Origin of the sequence: Kitasatospora sp. NPDC089509, from assembly GCF_044749365.1 — a bacterium.
In the GTDB taxonomy this organism is placed as follows: domain Bacteria; phylum Actinomycetota; class Actinomycetes; order Streptomycetales; family Streptomycetaceae; genus Kitasatospora.
Genome location: NZ_JBIVHS010000005.1, coordinates 299,426 through 315,615 on the forward strand (window position 1 = coordinate 299,426; position 16,190 = coordinate 315,615).

The 16,190-nt window shown below is 72.7% G+C and carries 16 protein-coding genes; 9 read left to right on the forward strand and 7 right to left on the reverse strand.

The window, feature by feature from the left end; genetic code table 11:
- Positions 1 to 95 precede the first annotated feature (95 nt).
- Genes ACIP4P_RS13610 through ACIP4P_RS13625 form a run of 4 tightly spaced genes read right to left on the reverse strand, consistent with a single transcriptional unit; the run spans position 96 to position 3,630 of the window.
- Positions 96 to 860, reverse strand: coding sequence for a glucose 1-dehydrogenase (locus ACIP4P_RS13610; protein ID WP_400917544.1), 765 nt, complete (start codon positions 858 to 860; stop codon positions 96 to 98).
- Positions 857 to 1,492: a TetR/AcrR family transcriptional regulator gene (locus ACIP4P_RS13615; RefSeq protein WP_400917546.1), complete on the reverse strand. Its 636-nt coding sequence runs from the start codon at positions 1,490 to 1,492 to the stop codon at positions 857 to 859. Before ACIP4P_RS13615 ends, ACIP4P_RS13610 begins: the two co-directional genes overlap by 4 nt.
- A gap of 54 nt (positions 1,493 to 1,546) precedes the next feature.
- A complete protein-coding gene (kynU, locus tag ACIP4P_RS13620; RefSeq protein WP_400917548.1) occupies positions 1,547 to 2,773 on the reverse strand; it encodes a kynureninase in 1,227 nt (408 codons plus the stop codon).
- Between the two features lie 26 nt (positions 2,774 to 2,799).
- Positions 2,800 to 3,630, reverse strand: a complete 831-nt coding sequence (locus tag ACIP4P_RS13625) for a tryptophan 2,3-dioxygenase (RefSeq protein WP_400917550.1) — start codon at positions 3,628 to 3,630, stop codon at positions 2,800 to 2,802.
- A 218-nt stretch (positions 3,631 to 3,848) separates the two neighbouring features.
- On the opposite strand from ACIP4P_RS13625, the gene ACIP4P_RS13630 reads away from it, so the two are divergent.
- Entirely contained in the window at positions 3,849 to 4,283 is a 435-nt protein-coding gene (locus ACIP4P_RS13630; RefSeq protein WP_030288688.1) for an Lrp/AsnC family transcriptional regulator, read from the forward strand.
- An 84-nt stretch (positions 4,284 to 4,367) separates the two neighbouring features.
- Positions 4,368 to 4,907, forward strand: coding sequence for an NADPH-dependent FMN reductase (locus tag ACIP4P_RS13635; RefSeq protein ID WP_400917552.1), 540 nt, complete (start codon positions 4,368 to 4,370; stop codon positions 4,905 to 4,907).
- 42 nt (positions 4,908 to 4,949) lie between these two features.
- Here the strand turns inward: ACIP4P_RS13635 and ACIP4P_RS13640 are convergent, their stop codons facing one another.
- Positions 4,950 to 5,582: a MarC family protein gene (locus ACIP4P_RS13640; RefSeq protein ID WP_400917554.1), complete on the reverse strand. Its 633-nt coding sequence runs from the start codon at positions 5,580 to 5,582 to the stop codon at positions 4,950 to 4,952.
- Positions 5,583 to 5,829: 247 nt separating this feature from the next.
- On the opposite strand from ACIP4P_RS13640, the gene ACIP4P_RS13645 reads away from it, so the two are divergent.
- From ACIP4P_RS13645 to ACIP4P_RS13655, 3 genes are all read left to right on the forward strand, one after another.
- The gene (locus ACIP4P_RS13645; protein WP_400917556.1) at positions 5,830 to 6,390 is read left to right on the forward strand and encodes a DoxX family protein; all 561 of its coding nucleotides are present in this window, start codon (positions 5,830 to 5,832) and stop codon (positions 6,388 to 6,390) included.
- Positions 6,391 to 6,507: 117 nt separating this feature from the next.
- On the forward strand, positions 6,508 to 7,128 hold the full coding sequence (locus ACIP4P_RS13650) for an FxLYD domain-containing protein (RefSeq protein WP_400917557.1): 621 nt from the start codon (positions 6,508 to 6,510) through the stop codon (positions 7,126 to 7,128).
- Between the two features lie 313 nt (positions 7,129 to 7,441).
- Complete coding sequence (locus ACIP4P_RS13655) at positions 7,442 to 9,277, forward strand: glycosyl hydrolase family 18 protein (RefSeq protein WP_350511122.1); 1,836 nt, start codon at positions 7,442 to 7,444, stop codon at positions 9,275 to 9,277.
- 123 nt (positions 9,278 to 9,400) lie between these two features.
- Here ACIP4P_RS13655 and ACIP4P_RS13660 read toward each other — a convergent pair whose 3' ends face one another.
- The gene (locus ACIP4P_RS13660; protein ID WP_350511123.1) at positions 9,401 to 9,985 is read right to left on the reverse strand and encodes a MarR family transcriptional regulator; all 585 of its coding nucleotides are present in this window, start codon (positions 9,983 to 9,985) and stop codon (positions 9,401 to 9,403) included.
- A gap of 144 nt (positions 9,986 to 10,129) precedes the next feature.
- On the opposite strand from ACIP4P_RS13660, the gene ACIP4P_RS13665 reads away from it, so the two are divergent.
- The 4 genes from ACIP4P_RS13665 to ACIP4P_RS13680 all read left to right on the forward strand — a co-directional run bounded on the left by ACIP4P_RS13665 (position 10,130) and on the right by ACIP4P_RS13680 (position 14,830).
- Positions 10,130 to 11,437 (forward strand): MFS transporter, encoded by a 1,308-nt coding sequence (locus ACIP4P_RS13665; protein ID WP_350511124.1) that lies wholly within the window; start codon positions 10,130 to 10,132, stop codon positions 11,435 to 11,437.
- Positions 11,438 to 11,635: 198 nt separating this feature from the next.
- Positions 11,636 to 13,261, forward strand: a complete 1,626-nt coding sequence (locus ACIP4P_RS13670) for a dolichyl-phosphate-mannose--protein mannosyltransferase (RefSeq protein WP_400917560.1) — start codon at positions 11,636 to 11,638, stop codon at positions 13,259 to 13,261.
- A complete protein-coding gene (locus tag ACIP4P_RS13675; protein WP_400917808.1) occupies positions 13,261 to 14,040 on the forward strand; it encodes an ABC transporter permease in 780 nt (259 codons plus the stop codon). Before ACIP4P_RS13670 ends, ACIP4P_RS13675 begins: the two co-directional genes overlap by 1 nt.
- 205 nt (positions 14,041 to 14,245) lie before the next feature.
- Positions 14,246 to 14,830, forward strand: coding sequence for a TMEM165/GDT1 family protein (locus tag ACIP4P_RS13680; protein WP_350511126.1), 585 nt, complete (start codon positions 14,246 to 14,248; stop codon positions 14,828 to 14,830).
- A 6-nt stretch (positions 14,831 to 14,836) separates the two neighbouring features.
- Here the strand turns inward: ACIP4P_RS13680 and ACIP4P_RS13685 are convergent, their stop codons facing one another.
- Complete coding sequence (locus tag ACIP4P_RS13685; RefSeq protein ID WP_400917563.1) at positions 14,837 to 15,943, reverse strand: peptidoglycan-binding protein; 1,107 nt, start codon at positions 15,941 to 15,943, stop codon at positions 14,837 to 14,839.
- Positions 15,944 to 16,190: the final 247 nt, after the last annotated feature.

Below are 16,190 nucleotides of genomic sequence, written 5' to 3' on the forward strand. Positions count from 1 at the left end.
ATTCCCAGGGTTGATGGCGGTCGAACTCGTGCACGACGATGAGCTGCGTCACGTCCAGCAGCGTCGTGCGGCCTCGCCTCATGGGCCGTGCGGTGTCACTCGCCCATGACGTACTTCACGGTCGGGCCGGTGGTCCAGCCGCCGTCCACCGCGAGCTCGGCACCGGTGACGTAGGAGGAGTCGTCGGAGAGCAGGTAGACCACCGCGGTGGCGATCTCGGGCGCCTCGCCGACCCGGCCCATCGGGGTGTTCGGGTAGTTGCCGTCGCCGCGCCGGATGCCGACCGAGGCGGTCATCGGGGTGTACGTCATGCCCGGGTGCACCGAGTTGACCCGGATCCGCTCGGTGCCGAGCTCCACCGCGCCGATCTTGCTGAGCCCGCGGACGCCCCACTTGGAGGCGCCGTATCCGGCGGTGAGCGCCAGGCCCATCAGGCCGGCCGCGGAGGAGATGTTGACGATCGAGCCGCCGCCGACCGCGCGCATGGCCGGGACGACGGTCCGCATGCCGATGAACACGCCGGTCAGGTTGATGTCCACGACCTTGCGGAAGCGCTCGACGCTCTCCTCGGCGAGCAGCGAACCGGTGGAGATCCCGGCGTTGTTGACCAGGCCGTGCACCCCGCCGAACTCCGCCGTCGCGAAGTCCACCACCTGCTGCCAGTCCGCCTCGGAGGTGACGTCGTGGCGGACGAACCGGGCCCGCTCGCCGAGTTCGGCGGCGGTGGCCCGGCCGTCCTCCTCCAGGACGTCGGTGATCACCACGGCGGCGCCGGCCGCGACGGCGAGCCGGGCGGCCTCGGCGCCGAGGCCGCGGGCACCGCCGGTGATGATGACGGTCTTGCCGGTGAGGTCGTTCATGACGTGCTCCTTAGGGGGGTGGGGGCGGAGAGCATGGCGGCGGACACCGTCACCAGGTCGGCGAGGAAGGTCTCCTCGTCCGTGAGGGGGGTGGACCCGGTGAGGTACTGCTGCGCCCGGTCGGCCAGGGCGGCGCCGATCAGGGTGAGGGCCAGGTCGATCCGTTCCAGCCGGATCGGTTCCGGCAGGGCGGTGATCCGCTCCTCGACCAGTTCGATCAGCCGCCAGTAGCCCCCGCCCGCCAGGGTGGGGTGCGGGGTCCGGGTGCGGACCCCGCTGCTGTGGCTGACCTGGGCGGAGATCCGCAGGCAGTGCCGGCCCCGCTCGGTGCGCAGCTCGGTGGCCTCGGCCGCGATCAGGGCGCCGAGTAGTCCGGGCAGGTCCGTGTCCGCGAGTGCGGGCAGACGCGGCGCGAGGGCCTGCTCGGTGCGGTCCTGGCGGCCGGCCATGATCGCGTCGAGCAGGCCCTCGCGGGAGCCGAAGTGGTACTGCACGGCGGAGGGGTTGCTCTGCCCGGCCAGTCGGGTGATGTCCCTGGTCAGGGCGCCTTCCACGCCTCGGGTGGCGAAGAGTTCCTCCGCCGCCCGGAGCAGCCTCTCGCGGGTCTCGTGGCCCGCCGATGTCCTTGCCATGCGCACCAGATTAATACTGCGCATTATTAACGGCAAAGGACCCCCGGTCTCCGGCTACGTCACCTCGCCCCGGCGGGAGAAACGTTCCTCCCGCCACTCGCCGCTCGCCAGCACCTCGGCCAGCTGCCGGGCCGCGTCCCACACCTCGGTGTACGAGAGGTAGAGCGGCGTGAAGCCGAAGCGCATCAGGTCGGGCGCCCGGAAGTCCCCGATCACCCCGCGGGCGATCAGCGCCTGCACCACCGGGTAGCCGTCCGCGTGCCGCAGTGCGACCTGGCTGCCGCGCCGGGCGTGCTCGCGCGGAGTGACCACCTCGACCCCGTCCAGGCCCTCGACCAGCGCGATGAACAGGTCGGTCAGCGCCAGGCTCTTGGTCCGCACGGCGGCCAGGTCGGCCCGCTCCCAGATGTCCAGCGAGACCTCCAGCGAGGCCTGGCCGAGCAGTGAGGGCGAGCTGGTCAGGAAGCGCCCTATGCCGGGCTTGGGGTCGTACCCGGGCTCGAAGGCGAACGGGCGGGCGTGCCCGAACCAGCCGCTCAGCGGCTGCTGCGGACCGGCCGCCAGGTGCCGTTCGGCGACGTACAGGAAGGCCGGTGAGCCGGGGCCGGAGTTGAGGTACTTGTAGCTGCAGCCGACCGCGAAGTCCGCTCCGGCGGCGCCGAGTTCGATCGGCAGCGCGCCCACCGAGTGGCACACGTCCCAGATCATCAGGGCGCCCGCGGCCTGCACCCGGGCGGTGATCCCGGGCATGTCCAGCAGTTCACCGGTGCGGTAGTCCACGTGCGACAGGACGACCGCGGCGACGTCGCCGTCCAGGTGCCGGTCCAGCTCCTCGGGGCGGATCAGCAGGCTGCGCCCGCCCTCGACCAGGCCGGTCACGCCCTCGGCGATGTACAGGTCGGTCGGGAAGGCCTCGACGTCGCCGAGCACCGTCCGGCGCCCCGGGCGCAGCCGCAGCGCCGCCGAGAGCACCTTGAACAGGTTCACCGAGGTGGTGTCGCAGACGACCACCTCCGCCGGATCGGCCCCGATCAGCGGCGCGATCCGCCGTCCCAGCCGGTACGGCTGCTCGAACCAGCCGGCGTCGTTCCAGCTGCGGATCAGCTCCCGGCCCCACTCCTGCTCGACCACCCGGGCCACCCGCTCGGGCGTGCGCACCGGCAGCGCGCCCAGCGAGTTGCCGTCCAGGTAGATCACCCCGTCCGGCAGGGTGAACTCCTTCCGGAACGCGGCCAGCGGGTCGACGGCGTCCAGCGCCGCGCACTCCTCGCGCGTGATCATGCCCGTCCCCTGTCCGTCGCCTCTGCTCACAGCTCGTCCCGGATCGTCCACAGCTCCGGGAACACGTCCTGCTCGGCCGCCTTGCGCAGCCAGGTCAGCCCGCTGGACCCGCCCGAGCCGGGCTTGCCGCCCATGGTCCGCTTGACCGACATCAGGTGCCGGTGGCGCCAGCGGGTGACCCGCTCGGCCACGTCCAACAGGGCCTCGCCGAGCGGCTGCAGGTGCGCGAACTCCGGCTCGGTGTAGACCCGGCGCCAGGCCGCCGTGACCTCCTCGGAGGGCCGGTGGCGCTGCTCCGATATCTCCGGGCGCACCGCCAGGCCGTGCCGGGCCAGCAGTCCGAGCGCCTCGTCGTACAGCCCGGGGGAGCGCAGCGCCTCGGCCAACTCGGCCTGGACGTCGGGCGATTCGGCGTACATGTTGAGCAGCGCGGCGTTCTTGTTGCCGAGCAGGAACTCCAGGTGCAGGAAGGCCGAGGACTGGAAGCCGGAGGCCTCGCCGAACAGCGCGCGGAAGGAGTTGAACTCCTGCGGCGTCATGGTGGCCAGCAGGTCCCAGGACTCCACCAGCACGTCCTGGACGTGGGTGCCGCGGCGCAGCGCGGCCAGCGCGGCGGCCAGGTCGTCGTCGTGCAGCGCCTGCCGGGCGGCCGTCCACTCGTGCCGCAGCAGGTCGAAGAGCAGCTCCATCACCTGGGTGGTGACGATGAAGGACAGCTCGGCCGGCTCCTTGCTGCGCGGGTGCTGGAGGCTGTGCAGCTGCTCCAACCGGACGTACTGCGCGTACGGGGTGCCCCGACCCGGCCGGTTCTCCCGACCGAACGACAGGTTGGGCGTCTCCACCGTGTCGTGCCCCATCCCGATCCCTCCTGGTCCGTCCGGGCCTGGTCGCCCGGGGCCGGCGGATCGGACGGACGTCCTGGTTCCACCGGGGAGCCCATTGTGCGGCGCCGTGCCGCCCGGATTGAATGGCCGACGAGCACCGCAACCGGGCTTCGGGTTGTCGTTCGCGAGGCGTTCGACCGATCTGCTTTACGAATGAAAAACCGCTGATCACCACCGCTTCGGGGAGCCCCATGGACGCCGTCGACCGCCGACTGCTGGCCGAACTGCAGGCCGATGCCAGGCTCTCGTACAACGAACTGTCCCGCCGGGTGAGCCTGTCCGCACCCGCGGTGGCCGAACGGGTCCGCCGGCTGGAGGCGGACGGGGTGATCAGCGGCTACCACGCCCATGTCGACCCCACCCGGGCCGGGCTGCCGATCACCGCGCTGGTCCAGGTGCAGTGCTACGGCCCGCGCTGCGTGCTGCGCGACCCCGAGGTGGCGACCTGGCCGGAGGTGCTGCAGTTGCACCGGGTCACCGGCGGGGCCTGCTGCGTGCTGCTGGTCGCGGTCGCCACGATGGCCGAGTTCGAGGCGCTCTGCGACCGGCTCGGCGGGTACGGCCCGCCGGCCAGCTCGATGATCCTCTCCAGCCCGGTGCCCTGGCGGCCGCTGCTGCCGTCCTAGCGGGCGGATCGGCAGACGGTCGAGCTGCCCCCGGCGGCCGGTCCGCTGGCCTTGACGTGGACGTCAGGGGGTAGCTTCCTCGGCATGCCGAACGAGCGCCACATCCTGCTGCTGCCCGGGAGCCTGCGGGCCGGCTCCGCCAACGAGGCCGTGCTGCGCACCGCCGCCGCCGTGGCCGGATCCCTGCCGGGGTTGCGGACCACCTACTACTCCGGGCTGGCCGGGCTGCCGCACTTCGATCCGGACCTCGACACCGATCCGCTGCCCGGGCCGGTGGCCGGACTGCGGGCGGCGATCGAGGCGGCCGACGCGCTGCTGGTCTGCACCCCCGAGTACGCCGGGACGCTGCCCGGTTCGTTCAAGAACCTGCTGGATTGGACGGTCGGCGGGGTCGAGATCGCGGACAAGCCCGCCGGCTGGATCAACTGCGCCGCCCCGAACCGCGGCCACGGCGCCGAGGCGACCCTGCGCACCGTCCTCGGCTACACCGGCGCGGCCGTGCTGGACGGGGCCTGCGTCCGGATCCCGCTGGAACGCGGCGCGATCGGCCCGGACGGGCTGGTCGCCGACCCGCTGGTGCGCGGGCGGATCGGCGAGGTGCTGACCCGCCTGGCGGCCGGCTGACGGTCCCGGTGCGCCGATGCCGGGGGCGCACCGCCGGAGGCCTCAGTGCGCCGCCGTCAGCGGTACCCCGATCCCGGCCAGGCCCTCCAGGAAGAGCTCCACGCCGACCGCCGCCAGCAGCAGCCCGAGCAGCCGGGACAGCACCTCCAGCGAGGTGCTGTGGGTGCGCCGCATCAGCGGTGCCAGCAGGGCCACGCAGACGTAGTTGAGCACCGCCACGCCCACGTACGCGCCGGCCACGGCGGCCTTCCAACCCCAGTCGTTCCGGTTCAGCGAGGCGACCAGCACGGCGGTGATCGCGAGCGGGCTGGCGATGTACGGCAGCAGCAGTTCGCGGATGCCGTCCGCCAGCGGGTTGGTCAGGTGCTCGTCCTCGTCGCCGTCCCCGCCGAGGTGCACGCCGAAGACCAGGGCGACCGCGTAGACGAAGAAGATCGCCCCGCCCGCGAGCTGCAGCGACTGGTCGCTGATGTGGAACAGGGTGGTGAGCTCGTCCGCGCCGAAGCCGAGCACCAGGCCGATCACCGCCGAGATGACCGTGCTGAACGCGGCGAGTCTGCGCAGCTCCCGGTTGCTGCGGGTGCCGGCCAGCCGGGCGAAGGACAGCATGGTCTTCGGCGGGCCGACCACGGCGAAGAAGGTGATGAAGGCGCTGCCGAGGTTGAAGACGAACATGCGCCCAGCATGACCGTGACGCCCGGCGCGCCCCGCCCGCCACGCCATGCCCCGCGCTCGGGCGTGGCGGGAATCTCCCCGTTCGCGGTTCGTTCCCCGGTTCATTCCCCGCGGCGGGCGGATTCGCCCGGATGGCGGTCCCGGCTCGAACGGGCGGGCGCTCTCGGGTGCCATGGAGGTGGCTGCGATCGCCTCCGGCGGTACGGCCGGCGGTACGACCACTCCTTGGCGGAAACGAGGATGCGACATGTGCCTGAACCGTAAGGACCTGGGCCTGCTGGCCCTGCGCAGTGCGGTCGGCGGGGTGCTGATCGCGCACGGCACCCAGAAGCTGTTCGGCTGGTTCGGTGGCGCCGGTCTGGAGGGCACCACCCAGGCGATGGACCACATGGGCTTCCACCCGGCCCGGCAGAGCGCCGTCGCGGCGGGCCTCGGCGAGGCGGGCGGCGGGGCGCTACTGGTGGCCGGGCTGGCCACCCCGGCGGCCGGCGCGGTGGTGGCCGGGACGATGGCCGGGGCGGTCGCGGTGCACGCCCCGGCGGGCTTCTTCATGACCAGCGGCGGCTACGAGTACCCCGCGTTCCTCGGCGCGATCGGCCTGGCCACCGGCCTGGCCGGCGCCGGGCGGTACTCGCTGGACCACGCCACCGGGCACGTCTTCGACCGGCCGTGGGTCGGCCTGGCGGCCTTCGTAGCGAGCGCGGCCTCGGCGTACGGGGTGGTGGCGCGCCGCCGCCACCTGGTGCGGCTGCGCGAGGAGCGGGCGGCGGTGGAGGCGGACGAGCAGGAGGGCTCGGGGCTCTCCTAGTCCTCGGTGACTTCACCCGGAGGCAGCACCCCTGCTGGCGGGGGTGGCGGGCGGCTCGGAGGGTGGGCGGAGAGGTGTGCCGGGCAGCCCGGCGCCCCGAAGGAACGAGGAACTCCCATGGACCGTACGGACCTCCGGCCGCCCGCCCGGGCCGTCTCCGGGCAGCGGGCGAACCGCCCGATCAGCCGTCACCACCGTTGGGCCGCAGGCGTGTTGGCCGCCGCTGCGCTCGGTTCGGCGGTGCTGGCGGGCTGTTCCTCCGGCAAGAGCGCGAGCAGCTCGGCCTCCTCGGCGGCCGGGGAGGCGCAGAAGCTGGCCAGTGCCGCCGCCTCCGCCGCGTCGGCGCTGGCCTCGGCGGCCGGCGGGATCGCCGGCGGGGTGGGCGGGGTGATCGCCTCGGCGGAGGCCGAGGCCTCGTCGGCGATCTCGGCGGCCTCCTCGGCGGTCGCCGGGATCAAGGGCGGGCTGGACGCCAAGGGGGACGTCTCGGCCGGGGCGGTGACGACCGGTTCGGACGGCAAGCCGGAGGTCCGGCTGACCGTCACCAACCACGGGCAGCAGTCGTACCGGTACGTGATCCAGGTGAACTTCACCGACGCCGGCGGCAAGCTGCTGGACGCGACCGCGGTGACCGTCGACGACGTGGCCCCGGGGCGGAGCTCCGAGGTCGTCGCGAACGCCAACCGGAGCCTCGGCGGCACGGTCAAGGCCGAGGTGGCCAACGCCGTCCGTTACTGAGGCGGATGACGAACCCGCTGGTCGGGCCCGGTGCGGACCGGGGGCGGAACCTTAAGCGGGGCTCAAGGCCCAACAGCACCCCTTGACGGGCGAGTTGGTCTAGTCCATTTTTATTGCCCAGGTGCAGGGAGCCCCTGAACCGGCGTCACCGGCCTCGTGCCGGGGGCGCCGGTTCGGCACATCCCGGTGTCCGTCATGGCCTGCCCGCTCTACTCCCCACCCCCTGATCTGTCATGTCCCGGTCGTCCGGCCCCACCCCGGACGCACGACCCCGCCGGGCGACGGAACCCCCACGACCAGGAGTCACGCACCCATGCTGCGTTCACGCATTGAAAGGGCCGGGACCCCGGCTCCGGACGGGCCCCGCCGGCGCCGCCCGAAGAGTCTGGCCGCGATCGCGGCCGGCACCACCGCCTCCCTGCTGCTCGGCGCGGGCCTCGCGCTGACCGGCGGCGGCGCGGCCAACGCCGCGACCACCAACTCCACCGGCGCGCCCGCCACCAGCGGCGGCCTCAAGGTCGCCTACTACGACCAGTGGTCGATCTACGCGAACGGGTACTACCCGAAGACGATCCAGGACACCGGCGTGGCCGGGAAGCTGGACTACCTGATCTACGACTTCGCCAACATCTCGCCGACCGACCTGGGCTGTTTCGAGGCGACCAAGGCCGCCGACACCAACGACAACAACCCCAACGCCGGTGACGGCGCGGCCGACGCGTTCGCGGACTACCAGAAGAGCTTCGGCTCGGACATCTCGGTGGACGGCGTCGGCGACGTCTGGAACCAGCCGATCGCGGGCAACTTCAACCAGCTGAAGAAGCTGAAGGCGAAGAACCCCAACCTCAAGATCCTGCTCTCGATCGGTGGTTGGACCTACTCCAAGTACTTCTCGTCGGCGGCCGCCACGGACGCCTCGCGCAAGCACCTGGTCTCGTCCTGCATCGACATGTTCATCAAGGGCAACCTCCCGTCCGACGCCGGCTACGGCGGCCCGGGCACCGGTGCGGGCATCTTCGACGGCATCGACATCGACTGGGAGTACCCGGGCGGCGGCGGCCACACCGGCAACATCTCCAGCCCGGCCGACAAGCAGAACTTCACCCTGCTGCTGCAGGAGTTCCGCAACCAGCTGGACGCCCAGGGCAAGGCCGACAACAAGACCTACGCCCTGTCGGCGGCGGTCGGCGCCGGCCAGGACAAGATCATGAACGTCGAGACCGACAAGATCGGTCAGTACCTGACGTTCATGGACGTCATGACCTATGACATGCACGGCGGTTGGGACCCCCAGGGTCCGACCAACCACCAGGCCCCGCTGTACTCCGGCCCGAACGACCCGTCGACCCCGGCCAAGCCGGGCAACGGCAAGTACTCGATCGACAACGCCATCAAGGCGTGGACGGTCGGCGACCCGCAGTACGGCATCCCCGGCGGCTTCCCGGCCAACAAGATCAACATGGGTGTGCCGTTCTACTACCGCGGCTGGACCGGCGTCCAGAACAACGGCAAGAACGGCCTCTTCCAGCCCGCCACCGCCCCGGCGACCGGCGCCGCGATGTCCGGCAACGTCGCGGGCATCCAGATGTACAAGGAGCTGGCCGGCTTCGTCGACAACCCCTCCAAGACCTTCTGGGACGACGACGCCAAGGCGACCTACTTCTACGACGGCAACACCTTCTGGAGCGGTGAGGACGCCCGGTCCATCCAGGCCAAGCTCGACTACGCGCACTGCAACGGGCTCGGCGGCTCCTTCGCCTTCTCGCTGTACGACCTGGGGACCAACACCAGCCTGTTCGACACGATGGTGAACGCCACCAACGGCTCCGCGGCCGGCTGCCCGGCCCCGCCGACCGGCACCCCGACCCAGACCCCGACCCAGACTCCGACCGGCACCCCCACCGGTACGCCCACGGGCACCCCGACCGGCACGCCCACCGGGACCCCGACCGGCACGCCGACCGGCACCCCGACCACGCCGGCCACCTGCGCCGCCGCCCCGAGCTGGGACCCGAACGCCACCTACGCGGCCGGCGGCACCAAGGTCTCCTGGAAGGGCCACTACTACACCAACAAGTGGTGGACCAAGGGCGACGACCCGAGCCAGAGCGGCCAGTGGGGCGTCTGGACCGACAACGGCCCCTGCTGAGCGACCGGGCACCAGGTGGGCACCACCTGAGCGCCACCTGAGCACGACCTGAGCCGAAACGAGTCCGGCCCGCCGGGGGAGCACCCCCGGCGGGCCGGACTCACGCGTTCCGGCGGGCCGGCGTCACGTCGCCAGGTCGGCGGTGCGCCCGAGCGCGTCCGGCTGGCTCTCCTCGATCCGCCGCAGCATCCGGGCCAGCAGCGCGGAGAGCGCGGTGCGCTCCTCGCCCACCACGTCCTGCAGCAGCTCCTCCTCGAACACCGCCGCCATCCGCATCGACTCCAGCCACTTGTCGCGGCCGTTCTCGGTCAGCTCGATGATCACCCGGACCCGGTTGGTCTCGTCCCGCTCCCGGGTGACCAGGTCCTCGGCCACCATCCGGTCGATCCGGTGGGTCATCGCGGCCGGGGTGAGCCCCAGCCGCTTGGCCAGCTCGCCCGGTCCCAGTCGGTACGGGCTGCCGCTCACCACGAGCGCCTTGAGCACCTCCCACTCGGCGGAGGTGATTCCGAGCACGGTCAGCTGCCGGTCGTACGCCACGCCCATCCGTCGCGAGACCCGGTTGAGGGTCTGCACGATCGTCTCGACCTGGGGGTCGACGGTGGGGAACTCCCGCTGGTAGAGGGCCACTTGCTCGGCGATGCCGAACTCCAGGGGGGTGGCCGGCGGGAGCTTCTCGGCAGCCGGCGACGGCTTGTCCGTAGTCATGCGGACCAGTGTCGCACGGTCGTGCACTCCTTAAGCCTTTGACTCCACAGTCTTCCGGTGCTAAGACTTTATCTCGTCACACTTTAGGTCTGAAATCTTCCGGCCTTAAGAGTTACCAGTCGAAACCAGGAAGGGATGTGCACGGTGACCGGCACGGTGAAGCAGCAGAGGCAGCAAGGACGTGGGGCGGGCGGCCCGCTGCGCCGCGTCCAGATCGGGAACGCGCTCAGCGCGTTCGGCAGCGGGTTCACGATGCCGTACATGTTCGTGTACGTGGACCAGGTGCGCGGGCTGGGTTCGCTGGCGGCCGGGATGGTCTTCACCGTCTTCGCGCTGGCGGCGCTCGCCGTCCTCCCGTTCACCGGGCGCGGCATCGACCGCTACGGTCCCCGTCCGGTGCTGCTGGTGGGCGCCGCGCTCGCCGCGAGCGGCGCGTTCGCCTTCGGCCACGCCACCGGCACCCCGGCCCTGCTGGTCTCCTCCTTCCTGTTCGGCGCGGGTGTCACCACCTGCCAGCCGGCGCTCGCCACGATGATCGTCCGCTGCTCCACGGCGGCGACCCGCTCGCACGCCTTCGCGCTGCAGTTCACCCTGGTCAACCTGGGCATGGGCATCGGCGCGCTGGTCGGCGGGCAGATCGTGAACGTCGCCGACCCGGCCAGCCTGACCCGGCTGTTCACCATCGAGGCGATCACCTTCCTCGGCCTGGCCCTGGTCACCGGCAGCGCCCGGATACCCAAGGCCCAGCTGACCGCAGTCCAGGGGAAGAGCGACGGCCCGACCGGCCTGCGCGCCCTGCTCGCCGACAAGGCGATGGTGCGCCTGAGCATCCTCGCCGGCCTGATCTTCTTCACCTGCTACGGCCAGTTCGAGTCCGGTGTCGCGGCCTTCGCCACCGACACCGTCGGCACCGCGCCGTCCACCCTGGGCTTCGCGATCGGCGCCAACGCGGTGACCATCGTGGTGCTGCAGATGTTCATGGTGCGGATCACGGCCCGCCGCCGCCGCACCACCGCGATGGCCGCGGCCGCCGTGGTCTGGCTCGGCGCCTGGGCGATGGCCTTGGTGGCCGGCCTGATCCGGACCGAGGCCATGGCCGCCACGGTCGCCATCGTCTCGATCTACGCCCTGTTCGGCGTCGGCGAGTCGCTGCTCGCGCCCACCATGGGCCCGATGGTCGCGGAGCTCGCCCCGGCCCGACTCCTCGGCACCTACAACGCCGGGTACGCCCTGGTGAAGCAGATCGCGATCGCGGTCGGCCCGGCCGTCGGCGTGCTGTTGGTCGGCTCCGGCACCTGGCCGCTCTACCTCGCGGCCATGGCGGGCTCGACGCTGCTGATCGTCGTGCTGGCGCTGCGGCTGCGCCCGTACCTCACGGCGGAGCAGGACAACGCGGCCCCGGCCGTGGTCCACACCCCGGCCCCGGTCCGGGAGCTGCAGACCGCCGCCTGACGCACCGGTCCGCAGCCGCTGCGGACGGCCGTTCGACGGGCGCCGACCAGGTCACCTGGTCGGCGCCCGTCGCGCTTGGCTTCCCGGGCACCGCCACATAGTGTCAGTGGCTGTTGACCGCCCGGCCCCGGCCCGGGCAGCAGACCCGGGCCCGGCGCAGCACCCGCGGGCCCCGCAGACAGGCGAATCGGCGAGGCTATGACGCAAGCGGCGCTCACGCATCCTTCGGCGGCCCAGGCCACCGCCGACCCGGACCCGGCACCGGCCCCGCGCGGGCTGCTGCGCTGGGCCGCCGACCGCTCCGGCTGGCTCGGCCCGATCGGCGTCGCCCTCTTCGCCGGCCTGCTGCGGTTCTGGAACCTCGGCCACCCCAACGCCTTCGTCTTCGACGAGACGTACTACCCCAAGGACGCCTGGTCCCTGCTCCAGCAGGGCTACGAGGGCACCTGGCCCGACCACGCCAACGCGGACATCCTGGCCGTCCCGCAGTCCGTCCCGCTCAGCTCCGCGCCCGAGTTCATCGCCCACCCGCCACTCGGCAAATGGGTGATGGCGGTCGGCGAGCAGCTGTTCGGCCTGCACCCCTTCGGCTGGCGGTTCATGACCGCGCTGCTCGGCACCCTCGCCGTGCTGATGCTGGCCCGGATCGGCCGCCGGCTGTTCGGCTCCACCCTGGTCGGCTGCACCGCCGCCCTGCTGATGTCCGTCGACGGCCTCCAGCTGGTGATGAGCCGGGTCGGCCTGCTCGACGGCATCCAGATGTTCTTCGTGCTGGCCTCCTTCGGCGCCCTGCTGATCGACCGCGACCACGCCCGCGCCCGGCTGGCCGCGGCCGCCGGGGCCGGCGTCGACGGCGACACCGTGCGGCTGGGCCTGCGCCCCTGGCGGATCGCCGCCGGGGTGCTGATCGGCGCCGCGGGCGCGGTCAAGTGGAACGGCGCCCCGATCCTCGCCGCCTTCGGCATCCTGACCGTGCTCTGGGACCAGTCCGGCCGCCGCGGCGCCGGTGCCCGGCACCCCTGGCGGTCCATGCTGCGCCGGGACGCCGTGCCCGCCTTCCTCGCCATGGTCGGCTCCGCCGTGGTGGTCTACGTCGGGGCCTGGAGCGGCTGGCTGGCCAACGGCGCGAACAGCGGCGGCTACGACCGGCACTGGGCGGACGGTCGCGCCGGGCTCTCCCCGGACCACGCCTTCGGCGTCCCGCTGCCGCAGGTCTCGATGAGCTGGGTGCCCGCGCCGCTGCGCAGCCTGTGGCACTACCACTCGCAGATGTACGACTTCAACACCGGTCTGAGCACCCCGCACACCTACCAGTCCAACCCCTACGCCTGGCTGGTCGACGGCCGCCCGGTGTCGATGTACTGGGAGCAGGTCCCGGCCGGGACGCACGGCTGCACCTCCTCCGGCGGCTGCGCCTCGCAGATCCTCGGCCTGGGCACCCCGTTCCTGTGGTGGGCGGCCTGCTTCGCGCTGGTCTACCTGCTGTGGCGCTGGTTCTTCCGCCGCGACTGGCGCTCGGGCGCCGTGCTCTGCGCGGTGGCCGGGATCTACCTGCCCTGGTTCCAGTACCAGGAGCGGACGATCTTCTCCTTCTACATGGTCGTGCTGGTGCCGTTCCTCTGCCTGGCCGTCGCCCAGATGCTCGGGGCGATCCTCGGCCCGGCCGGCTGCAGTCCGGTCCGCCGCCGCTACGGGGCGGTCGGGGCGGGGCTGATCGTGCTGGCCGTCGTCGGCTGCTTCGCCTTCTTCTACCCGCTGTACACGGCGGAGGTGATCCCGATGTCGTCCTGGCAGGACCGGATGTGGTTCACCAGCTGGATCTGATGCCGCTCTCGGCCGCCGGCGGCGGGCAGCTGCTGCCGGTCACCCCGATGCTCGGGGTGGTCACCGCGGTGCTGCTGCTGGCCGCCGTGGCGGTGGCCGGGTGGGGCCGGCTCGGCCACGGGCGGGCGGTGGCCCGGGCCGGGCTGCGGGCGGTCGTCCAGCTGGCGGCCGTCGCCGCGGTGATCAGCTGGGTGGTCGCCTCGCTCTGGTGGTCGGTGCTGTTCGTGCTGCTGATGTTCTCGGTGGCGGTGCGCACCGCCGGGCGGCGGATGACCCCGGGCCCCGGCTGGGTCTGGGCGGCGGCCCCGATCGGCGTCGGGGTGCTGCCGGTGCTCCTGCTGCTGCTGGGCGTCGGACTGCTGCCGCCCAAGGGCCTGTCGGTGATCCCGGTCGCCGGCATCCTGATCGGCGGCGCGCTCTCCGCCACCTCGCTGGCGGGCCGGCGCGCCCTGGACGAACTGCGGCAGCGGCGCGGCGAGGTGGAGGCGGCGCTCGCGCTCGGTTTCGAGGAGCGGGAGGCGCGGCTGGAGATCTGCCGGACGGCGGCCGCGACCTCGCTCGTCCCGGCGCTGGACCAGACCCGTACGGTCGGCCTGGTCACCCTGCCCGGCGCCTTCGTCGGGATGCTGCTGGGCGGGGCCTCGCCGGTGCAGGCGGGCGCGGTGCAGCTGTTCGTGCTGATCGGGCTGCTGGCGGTGGAGTCGGTGGCGGTCGTGGTGGTGTTGGAGCTGGTCACCCGGGGGCTGGTGACGGCCGGACCGGTCGACGGCGTCGGGTAGGCTGGAACGCGTTGAAGGGGAGTAGCCCTCCACCGGACCGTCGACATACTGGCCCCACGGGGCCCGGCGCCCGGGGCACCGCTCGGAGAGCGGCTGCCGGCGAGACCTTCGGCCGCAGTGCTGTGACCATTGACCAGTGCTGTCGGGCCGAAGCGTCCCCTGACGGACCTGCGGAGGCCGGACAGCCGACCGAGGGGTTCCTCCGATGAGTGTGACCGTTGCCGCGTTGACGTTCGGCATCATCTTCCTGGCCGAGCTGCCGGACAAGACCGCGCTGGCCAGTCTGGTGCTCGGCACCAAGTACCGGGCGAGCTACGTCTTCGCGGGGGTCGCCGCCGCCATGCTGGTCCAGGTGGTGCTGGCCCTGGTCGCCGGTCAGCTGCTCTCGCTGCTGCCGCACCGCTGGGTGGAGGGCGTCACCGGTGCGCTGTTCCTGGTCGGTGCGGCGATGCTGCTGTTCCACGGTGACGAGGACGAGGAGGGGCACGCCGCCAAGGAGCCGTCCTCGAACCGCTTCTGGAAGGTGGCCGGGACCAGCTTCCTGGTGGTCGCGGTCGCCGAGTTCGGCGACCTGACCCAGATCATGACCGCCAACCTGGCCGCCAAGTACGCCGATCCGCTGGCCGTCGGCCTGGGCTCCTGGCTGGCGCTGTGCGCGGTTGGCGGGATCGCCATCGTGGGCGGGCAGAAGCTGCTCAAGCACGTGCCGATGAAGCTGATCGTCCGGGTGGCGGCGGCGATCATGGTGGTGCTGGCCGGGATCAGCATCTTCGGGGCGATCACCGGCTGACGGAGGTCAGCAGGTGTTGCGCTTGTCCAGGGCGGCACGGGTGTTGGGACCGTACACGCCCTTCTTGTCGCCCTGGACCCCCTGGATCCGCTGGAAGTAACTGATGTAGCTCGCGGTGTCGCTGTCGTAGTCGCCGGTCACCGGTACGTCCATCCAGCACAGCACGACGGCGAGCTTGGTCTGCATCGTCGAGACATCCGGTCCTGACATCCCCATCTGGAGCACCCGCGCCGTCGGAGTCTGAGTCGGCGTCGGGGTGGGGGTCGGGGTCGGCGTGGGGGTCGGGGTCGGAGAAGGCGTCGTCGCCGTGGGGGTGGGGGTCGGCGTGGGCGTGGGCGTGGGCGGGGCCGTGCGGGTCGGGCTCGGCTTGCGGGTGGGCGTCGGGGTCGGGCTCGGCGCCTCCGTGGTCGGGGCCGGGTCGGTGGTCGCCGGGGCGGCCAGGGTCGGCGGGTCCACCGGGGCGGGCGCGAGCGTGGTGGTGGGCGCCGGCGCGGCCCGGCGGGTCGGCTCGGCGGAGGGCGTCACCGCGTAGGCGAGGCCCACGGTGAGCGCCACCAGGGCGGCGCCGACGCCCGCGATCAGTCCCTTGTGCCGGGCGAACGGGCTGCGCTCGGCCTGTTCGGCGGCCCGGCGCGCGGCGCGGCCGGTGGGGGCGTCGTCGGGTTCGGGCGCCCCGTTGCCGAACGGGAAGTAGCCGAGGTCGCCCGCACCGCCGGGCGGGGCGGCCGGGCCGGGCGGGACCGCCGGCAGCACGGTGGTGGCTGTACTGCCGTACGCGTCCGGCGCGGGGCCGGGCACGGGCGGCAGGACGGTCGTCGCGTAGGCGTCCGCGTCCGGCCCGAGCGGGGGCGTGCCCGGTCCGCCCTGGGGGGCCGGCCGCCCCGGCGGGACCGGCGGCAGCACGGTGGTGGCGAACGGGTCGGTGGCGAACGGGTCGGTGGTCAGCGGCGGCTCGTCCGCGACCTGGCCGGACGCCTGCGGCACGTACGGGCGGACCAGCGGCGGTCCCTCCAGGTGCGGGAGGACGGCGGTCTCGTCCAGGCTCCGGTCGGGGAGGCAGCCGCACCCGGTGGCGCGTGCGGCGCCGCACGTCGGGCAGTGCTGGTCCGGCATCGGCCGGTCCTCCTCGGTTCTCGGGTCTCGGTCGGTCGCTGGGCTCCGGGCCGGTCCCGGGCGCACGATCGCGCCTGATTATGCAGGACGTGCCGGAGGGGGGACAGGGGCGTCCGTCCCCCGGAGGGGGTGTTGTGCGGGTTGGTGATGGTTGGCCCCCGGGGAAACCGCCGGTCGGGGCCGGGCGGGCCCGGCGCTTACGTTCGGCTCAACCGGGCGGTGCATAACGGGACATATCTGCCAGCAT

Excerpts from the sequence above, each read along its gene's own strand:
- ACIP4P_RS13670 (WP_400917560.1), top strand. The coding sequence starts at position 11,636 with ATGACGCAAGCGGCGCTCACGCATCCTTCGGCGGCCCAGGCCACCGCC.
- ACIP4P_RS13625 (WP_400917550.1), bottom strand. The coding sequence starts at position 3,630 with ATGGGGCACGACACGGTGGAGACGCCCAACCTGTCGTTCGGTCGGGAG.
- ACIP4P_RS13610 (WP_400917544.1), bottom strand. The coding sequence starts at position 860 with ATGAACGACCTCACCGGCAAGACCGTCATCATCACCGGCGGTGCCCGC.
- ACIP4P_RS13660 (WP_350511123.1), bottom strand. The coding sequence starts at position 9,985 with ATGACTACGGACAAGCCGTCGCCGGCTGCCGAGAAGCTCCCGCCGGCC.
- ACIP4P_RS13685 (WP_400917563.1), bottom strand. The coding sequence starts at position 15,943 with ATGCCGGACCAGCACTGCCCGACGTGCGGCGCCGCACGCGCCACCGGG.
- ACIP4P_RS13630 (WP_030288688.1), top strand. The coding sequence starts at position 3,849 with ATGGACGCCGTCGACCGCCGACTGCTGGCCGAACTGCAGGCCGATGCC.
- ACIP4P_RS13615 (WP_400917546.1), bottom strand. The coding sequence starts at position 1,492 with ATGGCAAGGACATCGGCGGGCCACGAGACCCGCGAGAGGCTGCTCCGG.
- ACIP4P_RS13675 (WP_400917808.1), top strand. The coding sequence starts at position 13,261 with ATGCCGCTCTCGGCCGCCGGCGGCGGGCAGCTGCTGCCGGTCACCCCG.
- kynU (WP_400917548.1), bottom strand. The coding sequence starts at position 2,773 with ATGATCACGCGCGAGGAGTGCGCGGCGCTGGACGCCGTCGACCCGCTG.
- ACIP4P_RS13640 (WP_400917554.1), bottom strand. The coding sequence starts at position 5,582 with ATGTTCGTCTTCAACCTCGGCAGCGCCTTCATCACCTTCTTCGCCGTG.
- ACIP4P_RS13650 (WP_400917557.1), top strand. The coding sequence starts at position 6,508 with ATGGACCGTACGGACCTCCGGCCGCCCGCCCGGGCCGTCTCCGGGCAG.
- ACIP4P_RS13645 (WP_400917556.1), top strand. The coding sequence starts at position 5,830 with ATGTGCCTGAACCGTAAGGACCTGGGCCTGCTGGCCCTGCGCAGTGCG.
- ACIP4P_RS13655 (WP_350511122.1), top strand. The coding sequence starts at position 7,442 with ATGCTGCGTTCACGCATTGAAAGGGCCGGGACCCCGGCTCCGGACGGG.
- ACIP4P_RS13635 (WP_400917552.1), top strand. The coding sequence starts at position 4,368 with ATGCCGAACGAGCGCCACATCCTGCTGCTGCCCGGGAGCCTGCGGGCC.
- ACIP4P_RS13680 (WP_350511126.1), top strand. The coding sequence starts at position 14,246 with ATGAGTGTGACCGTTGCCGCGTTGACGTTCGGCATCATCTTCCTGGCC.